Annotated in this window: 6 protein-coding genes, 1 tRNA gene and 1 pseudogene; 3 read left to right on the forward strand and 5 right to left on the reverse strand. The window is 56.0% G+C overall.

Annotated features, from left to right (window positions below; all coding sequences use genetic code 11):
- Positions 1–35 precede the first annotated feature (35 nt).
- The 3 genes from BT142_RS05780 to BT142_RS05790 all read right to left on the reverse strand — a co-directional run bounded on the left by BT142_RS05780 (position 36) and on the right by BT142_RS05790 (position 2,992).
- Entirely contained in the window at positions 36–1,049 is a 1,014-nt protein-coding gene (locus BT142_RS05780) for an SGNH/GDSL hydrolase family protein (RefSeq protein ID WP_175444893.1), read from the reverse strand.
- Between the two features lie 160 nt (positions 1,050–1,209).
- On the reverse strand, positions 1,210–1,710 hold the full coding sequence (locus BT142_RS05785) for a DNA-deoxyinosine glycosylase (RefSeq protein ID WP_072417258.1): 501 nt from the start codon (positions 1,708–1,710) through the stop codon (positions 1,210–1,212).
- On the reverse strand, positions 1,703–2,992 hold the full coding sequence (locus BT142_RS05790) for an SGNH/GDSL hydrolase family protein (protein ID WP_072417259.1): 1,290 nt from the start codon (positions 2,990–2,992) through the stop codon (positions 1,703–1,705). Before BT142_RS05790 ends, BT142_RS05785 begins: the two co-directional genes overlap by 8 nt.
- A gap of 492 nt (positions 2,993–3,484) precedes the next feature.
- On the opposite strand from BT142_RS05790, the gene BT142_RS05795 reads away from it, so the two are divergent.
- The 3 genes from BT142_RS05795 to BT142_RS05805 all read left to right on the forward strand — a co-directional run bounded on the left by BT142_RS05795 (position 3,485) and on the right by BT142_RS05805 (position 6,475).
- The gene (locus tag BT142_RS05795; RefSeq protein WP_084659343.1) at positions 3,485–5,797 is read left to right on the forward strand and encodes an ATP-dependent Clp protease ATP-binding subunit; all 2,313 of its coding nucleotides are present in this window, start codon (positions 3,485–3,487) and stop codon (positions 5,795–5,797) included.
- A 235-nt stretch (positions 5,798–6,032) separates the two neighbouring features.
- Positions 6,033–6,317, forward strand: a complete 285-nt coding sequence (locus tag BT142_RS05800; RefSeq protein WP_072417260.1) for a hypothetical protein — start codon at positions 6,033–6,035, stop codon at positions 6,315–6,317.
- 84 nt (positions 6,318–6,401) lie between these two features.
- Positions 6,402–6,475 (forward strand) — tRNA-Arg (locus tag BT142_RS05805).
- A 284-nt stretch (positions 6,476–6,759) separates the two neighbouring features.
- Here the strand turns inward: BT142_RS05805 and BT142_RS05810 are convergent.
- Positions 6,760–7,383, reverse strand: coding sequence for a site-specific integrase (locus BT142_RS05810; RefSeq protein ID WP_072417261.1), 624 nt, complete (start codon positions 7,381–7,383; stop codon positions 6,760–6,762).
- 16 nt (positions 7,384–7,399) lie between these two features.
- Positions 7,400–7,828: pseudogene (locus BT142_RS18995) on the reverse strand (hypothetical protein); the annotation flags it as partial.

Here is a 7,828-nt window from a genome sequence, read left to right on the forward strand (position 1 = left end):
CTATGCGGTGCATCACGCCGATGCGTCCCGACCCGTTATCTGCTCTTTTTTCTGCGGACCGCCAAAACAGCTCCCACGGACAGGAGTGCCGCCGCTCCGACTCCCGAACCTATCGCGATGTTACGGGTGCGGCGTTCCTTATCCTCTGCCTCTTTAAGACGCTTTTCCGTCTGATCCAGCTCATACTGCATAGCTGCCTCAGCGTCATAGTAGGTATAGCTGTACTCTGTTGTGGCGGAGTACAGTATATCAGCTATGAGCGCGTGACCCTGTGCGTTGGGATGGATATCATAATCCTCGATATTGGTCAGTTCCTTTGATCTGCCCACGAACTGTTCCGCAACATCCGCAACGACATACTTCTCTCCGTTATCGGAGCATTCGCTGATAGTATCATTGAGTCTGCCTATCTTCTCCACGCTCATGGAATTGAGCTTTGAGATAGGGGTATCCTCAAGAGGGTTGTAAAGCGTCTGAACGAATATCCTGCCTTCGGTACGATCATCGAGTTCGGCTGCGATCTCGGGCATATTCTCTGCAAAGCCGTCGAGGTCGCGGTCGAGGTCTTTTCCGAGGTCGAGGATGCCCCCGACCATGGTCGCGATACTATCGTCCTTTTTGAACACCTGCATGAAGGTATGCAGCATATCATTTCCGCCGATAGAAACAACAACGGCGTCTGCGTTCTTCAGCTTCTCATCAAGTTCGCCCGAACGCAGCATTTCGAGCAGTCCCTTCGAGGTCAGTCCGTCCACCGCAAAATTATCCATTGTGAAATCCGCCTGCGGGGGAAGCTCGGAGCCGTATACCTTCGACAGGATATTCGCGAAAGAGGCACAGGCAGACTTATCGGAAGACGAGTAGCCCTCAAGTCCGTAGCCTGTGACGATCGAATCTCCTAAGAACACGATATGAGGCGGAGCTTTCACAGTCACAACAAAATCAGGTTCTTTTTCCTCAGCATACACGCTCAGGGTACATACCGACACAGCAGCGCACGCCGCCGCAAGCGCGGTCATCCTTTTCACGAAAAAAGCACCATTCATCATAGCAAACATCTCCTTCTCATATAGTATCCCTATTTTATTATTTTACTATAAAATCTCACGATTGTCAATACTGATGCGAAGTTTTGCATAAATTCGGCAGGGTATTTCCATATAACGGAAAAAGAACGCCCGAAAGCTTTTTTCGCTCACGGGCGTTCTGTCACAGATATCTGCCGAGCTGTCTGCCCCATTCTTCCGTCAGCCGTCCGAGGTTCCAGGCGGCGTTGGCGGGGCTTGTGGAGGGCAGCGTCACCGCTTCCCTGCCCGTTATCTTCTGCTGATGCTTTCTGTAGAGTCTCGCCGCGGTGCCGCCGTTGACGAACACCGCACGTATATCCGCAGCCGAAAGTATCATCCCGATGTCGGTCGGAACGGCGTTTCGGATAGACGCGTCCGCCGACCCGATAATATCGCACTCGGCTATCACGTCCCAGACTGCTATGCCGTGTTCAAGGAGCATCCGCCGCTTTTCATCGACGGTCAGCGGTGTACTGCACCCGACCGCCGCGGCGGTCACCTTCCAGAAGCGGTTCTGCGGATGACCGTAGTAGAAGCCCTGTTCTCTCGACTTCACCGACGGCAGCGAGCCCAGTATCAGCACCCTGCTGTTCCCGTCGAACACGGGCTCGAAGCCGTGAACTACGTGTACGTACTCACTCACTCTGCGTCACTCCCCAGCCGAGGATGTTGAAGGTCTTGCCCTCGTCTCCCTCAGCCATGCTGACCTCTATCTCGTAGTCGGTCATGACGGGGTTGAGCGCGAGGAGTTTTACCTGACAGTTACCCCAGCCCGAAGGGTCAACGGGGTCGAAGTCCATCTCGTCGTAGACCTCGCCGTCGGCGGTGATCTTTATGTGCAGTCTGCCGCGTGTGTCGGTCGAGACCTCGTGGTAGAGCATATACACGAACTTGCCCCTGAATTTAAACACGGCAGGCTCGTTGGAATTCGCGTCGAAATAGTGCGTCCAGCCGTCGGTGAAGTGCGCGGTCTCGCTGCCCGTTTCCCACGAACCGAGGCTTTCGGGCGTAACGGAAGTATTGTCGTACATCACAACGCCGTCGTACCACAGCTCGGTCATGGGCTCGGCGGGATAAGTATGTTCTTCGGGGGTCTGTTCCATCACCTTGTCGAAGTAGTTGTTTATCATCTCGGCGACGAGGGCGTGACCTGCTTCGTTGGGGTGGCTCTGGTCGTCCGAGAAGTCGCGCCATGTCATCTTCCCGTTATCGAACATGAATTGCAGTGCGTCGCGGTAGGATATCATGGGCAGGCCGTAGTATTCGCCCTGTGCCTGCATATATTCCTGACAGCTGTGCCCCGACTCGGTGACCGAGAACACCAGCACCACCGCCACGTCCCGTTCGATAAGGTCGCGGAGTATGGACTCGTATGCCATCTGATAGTCGTTATCGTTTCCGTCGTTGACCGCGAACTCCACGAAGCAGATATCGGGGTCGGTGCTGAGCACGTCGCGCTGAAGGCGTATCACGCCGAGTTTCGAGGGGGTTCCTGCGATGCCCGCGTTGTTGTAGGTGACGTTCCCGCCCGTGCCGAAGGTATCGCGGATATGCTCGTAAGTCAGGTTCGCCCAGCAAAGTTCGGGGTTGCCGGGTGCGACCGTCATGCCTTCGGTTATTGAGCCGCCGAGGTAGGAGATATTGAGTTTTTCGCCGTTCTGTGCGGCTTTGAGTTTCTCCTGCATTTTGCTGACGTCGCCGAAAGAAGTCAGCGACCTGTCTATCATCGCCTGATGCCATTCCTCGTCTGTCTCTGGGAGCTTTTCGGGTTCGGAAGATGCGGTCTGTGTGCTCTCAGCGGTCTCCGATGCGGTGTTTTCCGCCGATTCGGTGGTGCTTTCCTTGTCCTTGCTTTCGCCCGACGCGCACGCCGAAAGTAAGAGTGCGGCTGTCAGCACTGCAAGGGTCGATTTTACTATGTTCATGTTTTCCTCCTGTATTGCGTCCTGTTTCGGACATGGGGGTTGATCGTCCTGTGGTTTCAGTATAGCATATTTCGGGGATGATTTCAAGGGTTTTTGGTTTTTGTGAGGCGTGGGGGGCATCGGTCTTGCGACCGATCGGGGTGTTTGACTCGAATCGCTTCGCTCTCTCGTCAAAATAAAATCGGCAAATCTGTTTGTTCTTGTTAGTTGGTGTCGGGCTTCTTTTGCAGGCGCCTTTCGGGATGTTTTTTCGGGAATTTGCCGATCTTATGTTTTGGAGCTTCTTTTGTGCGCTTTCGGGACAATGCAGGGTTCCCTATGTGCCTCCGGCGGCCGGGGGACCCTTTGAAAAGGGTCTCCCCGGACCCCTCCTAAACGTTTTTCTTCCCTGGCGTACACGCTTCGATTGTGGTATACCGTACGGGCTTTGCTGCATAAAATGTTTATTACGGACAATAATGACTGCATAGTTTTATTCAAGGAGAGTTTATCATGGGCTATGATATGACTTCATTTACTTCTCGCGGACGCGAGGTCATTACGGGCGCGGCTGAATGCGCGGGCGCCTGGGGACATACCTATATCGGCAGCGAACACCTCCTGCTGTCAATGCTCAGACTTTCGGGCTGTACGGCGGCTCATATCCTACGTAAACACGGCGTTACTCCCCGTAAATCCGATGAATGGCTCGAATACCTCGTCGGCAAAGGCACACCCTGCCGCACCGACCGCAGTGAATTGACTCCCGCCTGCTCCGCTATCCTCGGGAACGCCGTCGCCCTCGCACGCTCGGAACACACCCTGCCCTGCGGTACGGAATATATCCTCGCGGCTGCCGTCCGTCAGCAGGATTGCAGCGCCGTCAAGATGCTCCGCGGTATGGGCGTGAACCTCAACAGACTCTACTCCGACTGCGTGGGCGGCTCGGAACTCATCGCCGAACAGTCAAAACAGCCGCGGCTCAAACACCTCGAACAGTACGGCAGAGAGCTGACCTCACGCTCCGTCTGCTCCGCCTTCGACCCCCTCATCGGTCGGGATGAGGAGCTTCGGCACGTCGAGGAGATACTCTGCCGCCGCCGCAAGAACAACCCATGTCTCGTGGGCGAAGCAGGGGTCGGCAAGACCGCGATAGTCGAGGGGCTGGCGTGCAGGATCATGCTCGGCGACGTTCCCGAACAGCTGTCGGGGAAGCGCATCTTCGAGCTGGACATCACTTCCCTGCTCGCAGGAGCGAAGTACCGCGGCGACTTTGAGGAACGTCTCAAAGGCTGTATCGAGGAGACCGCCGAGGCAGGCAACGTCATCCTCTTCATCGACGAGATACACAACATCATGGGCGCAGGCGCGGCCGAGGGTGCGATAGATGCGGCGAACATCTTGAAGCCGCCGCTGGCGAGGGGAACGCTCCGCGTCATCGGGGCGACCACTCCCGAAGAGTACCGCACCACCATCGAAAAGGACAGCGCCGCCGATCGCCGCTTTCAGCGTGTGGAGATATGCGAGCCGACCCCCGAGCAGACGGTGGGCATTCTCAGGGGGCTGAGCGGACGGTACGCGGAGCATCACCACATCGCCATCGGGGAGAAGGAGCTTTCGCTGGCGGTAAGACTGGCGGACAGGTACATCACCGACCTGCATTTTCCCGACAAGGCGATAGACCTGCTGGACGAAGCGTGTGCGTCGCAGGCGGCAAAGCGCAGGGGGAGTTCGGCGGCGCAGTCGCTGGAGGATTATCTTTCGGGGCGGCTCGACCGCGAGAGTTATCTGGCTTCGGCTGGCAAGTATCCGCCGCTCCGTGCCGAGACCCTTTGCGAGACGGCGGCGCGGCGCACGGGCATCCCCTGCGGAGCGCTGTCGGAGGACGAGGGCGAACGTCTGCTTCGGCTGGAGGAAGAGCTGGGCAGAGAGGTCTTCGGGCAGGAGGAAGCCGTCGCGAGGGTGAGTGCGGCGGTGCGGCGTATGCGGCTGGGGCTCAGCGGCGGCGGCAGACCTTCGGGCAGTTTCATCTTCATGGGGGAGAGCGGCACGGGCAAGACACTGCTGGCGAAGACCCTTGCCGAGCGGCTTTTCCTGCGTCCCGATTCGCTGATACGGCTGGACATGAGCGAGTACATGGAGCGGCACAGTGTCTCGGGGCTGATAGGTGCGCCTGCGGGGTATGTGGGGTACGAGGACGGCGGCAGGCTGACCGAGCGCGTCCGCCGAAGACCATACTCGGTAGTGCTTTTCGACGAGATAGAGAAAGCCCACCCCGACGTGTTCAACCTGCTGTTGCAGATACTTGAGGAGGGCTGTCTGACCGACAGTTCGGGGCGGAGCGTCAGCTTTGCGAACACCTTCATCGTCATGACCACCAACTGCGGCGTGAAGGAGCACGACAGCCGAAAGAATGTCGGTTTCGGGGAGCGGCGCGGCGACACTCTTGCGGAGACGGGCATGGCGGAGCTGAAACGTCTGCTCTCCCCCGAGCTGCTGGGGCGCATCGACGAGATAGTGGTGTTCGGACGGCTGGACAGGGACGCGCTGACCCGTGCGGCGGCGAAGGAACTGGAGGGCTTGTGCGAAAGGCTCGGCAGTATCGGATGCACGCTGGAAGTCGGTGAGGGCTGTGCGGAAGCCCTGGCGGAGATGTGCGGACTCTCGGGGAGCGGTCAGGCGCGTGAACTGCGTCGGCTCATCCGCCGTCACGCGGAGGATAAGCTGGGCGAGCTGATACTGCGGCAGGGCAAGGGCGCGTTTTCGCTGACGGCGGCAGACGGGGAGCTGAGCGTTTCGCGCTCGATGGGCAAGGTCGCGGTGTGAAATCAGATTAGAGATAAGAGATAGAAAAAGGAACGAGCCGTGGGGGTTCGTTCCTTTTTGGGGTCATCCATCGTTTCTTTTGACTTAATGCACAAAGAAAAAACCGATCCTGTGTAACAGTTCACAAGTCTCTTGAAACTACATCGAAAATGTCGCCCGCCCCCTTGCAATCCAAGGCAAAATGTGGTACAATATCAGTAAATAAACCGTCCCGAACGGTCAAAGGAGGTTCATCATGAAATTTACTCTCACTGTAAAAAAGAAGCTCTCGAACGTCGAGTTCGGCGCGGCTGAGCCCTGCACCAACGTCTCCCCCGACGGCAGTTTTGAGGCTGACAGCCTGCCCTTCGCACGCCGCGACTGCAACGCCTACGTCCGCGCCTGGTGCGAGGGTCACGGGCTCAAAATGCGCACCCAGAAGGACTGGGCGAAGAATATGCGCACCAAGGCTCTCGAAAAACAGGTCATGGTGCAGAACGGCGACAAGCCCGAGACCTACGTTTTCGTTCTCGAAGGCTGACAGTGTGAGCCTGCCAAAATTGTAAACATTTTGCGAACAGTATTGACAGGCTCATTTTTATGTGTTATAATATCATAGTTGAATGCGTTGCTAGCTCAGCTGGATAGAGTGACTGGCTACGAACCAGTAGGTCGGGGGTTCGAGTCCCTCGCAGCGCATTACGAAAATCGCACGTTTCGGCAATAGTCGGGGCGTGTGTTTTTTTGCATAGATTTCGGGAATGTGCTGATTTAGCGTGGTTTTTGCGTGTTCACTGAGGTTCATATCCATATATAATCAGGCTTTGATTTTCGGATTTGTTTTGCGTTCCGGCTTCGGTCGGAACGCTTGTTTTTGTCAAGATCTGGTTCTCAGGGCACTTACAGGGCACTATTTTTCACTCCGGAATATGTAAACGGCACCGGAGTGCCGCTTTTGTGTTTCATATACTTATATTGTTTGGTCAGCCTGTCTTGTCCGGCGGCTTTCGTCGTAGCATTACGTCTGCTATCGTTTCGGCGGATATATCGTCGGCATCTTTGAGCATATGGGAATAATAATCGGTCGTAGTGCTGACCTTGCTGTGTCCTAAGCGCCTGCTGATGCTCACCGGGTCGATGCGGTTATAGCACATGACCGAAGCCATCGTGTGTCTGAACGCATGAGGGTTGATGTGCGGCAGATTATGCTTTTCGGAGAACTCATCGAGAAACCTCGTGACCGTATCGGGGTTCATCGGCTTGCCCTCGTTACCCACTTTTTCCTGGAAGAACAGAAAGTTTGTATCGTGCCAGCGGTCGCCGTATGCCGATTTCATATCTTCATACCACTTCTGGTACTCATGGAGCAGCTCCATGCTCTCCTGCGGGAGTTTGATGTAGCGTTCGGAGTATTCCGTCTTGGGCGTGTCCTCATAAACACCAATTTCAGGCGAGTAAAGCAGGTTGATGTGAATGTAGATTCGGCAGTTCTCCCAGTCAACCGCATCCCATTTCAGACCGCAGATCTCGGCACGTCTCGCACCGGCGACCATGAGCAGATGAATAATTGTCCGCCACTTTATCGGCAGAGTCTCGACCTCACGCATGATCTCGTCAAGTTCATCAAGCTCGAAGAAATTGATCTTCGGATGCTTGACTTTCGGCGGAGTTGCCTTTGATGCAGGATTTCATATCTTCATACCATTTCTGGTACTCACGGAGCAGATCCATGCTCTCCTGCTGAGGGCGAATTGCGGTCAGCTTCATGTGACCGATCGCCTCGTCCACTCGCGGCATCAGCTTTCGGTAGCCCTCGATCGTGCGCTGCTTGACACCCGTGCGCTCTTTCAGCGCGATGACGTACTCGGCATACTCGGAGAACGTCTGCTTGTTGTCAACGTCATAACCCTGTCTGCACTTTTTCTCGAAATCGACCGCCGTTTCGTTGAGCGCTTTCATGTTCTGCCGCTCGGTCTTTTTCGGGTCGGGCTTGAAGGTCATTTCGTAGGGCTTGAGCTTTTTGCCGCTCTTGTCGTAGCCCTTGTTGACCCT

Origin of the sequence: Ruminococcus sp. YE71 (assembly GCF_900119155.1) — a bacterium.
Taxonomy (GTDB): domain Bacteria; phylum Bacillota; class Clostridia; order Oscillospirales; family Ruminococcaceae; genus YE71.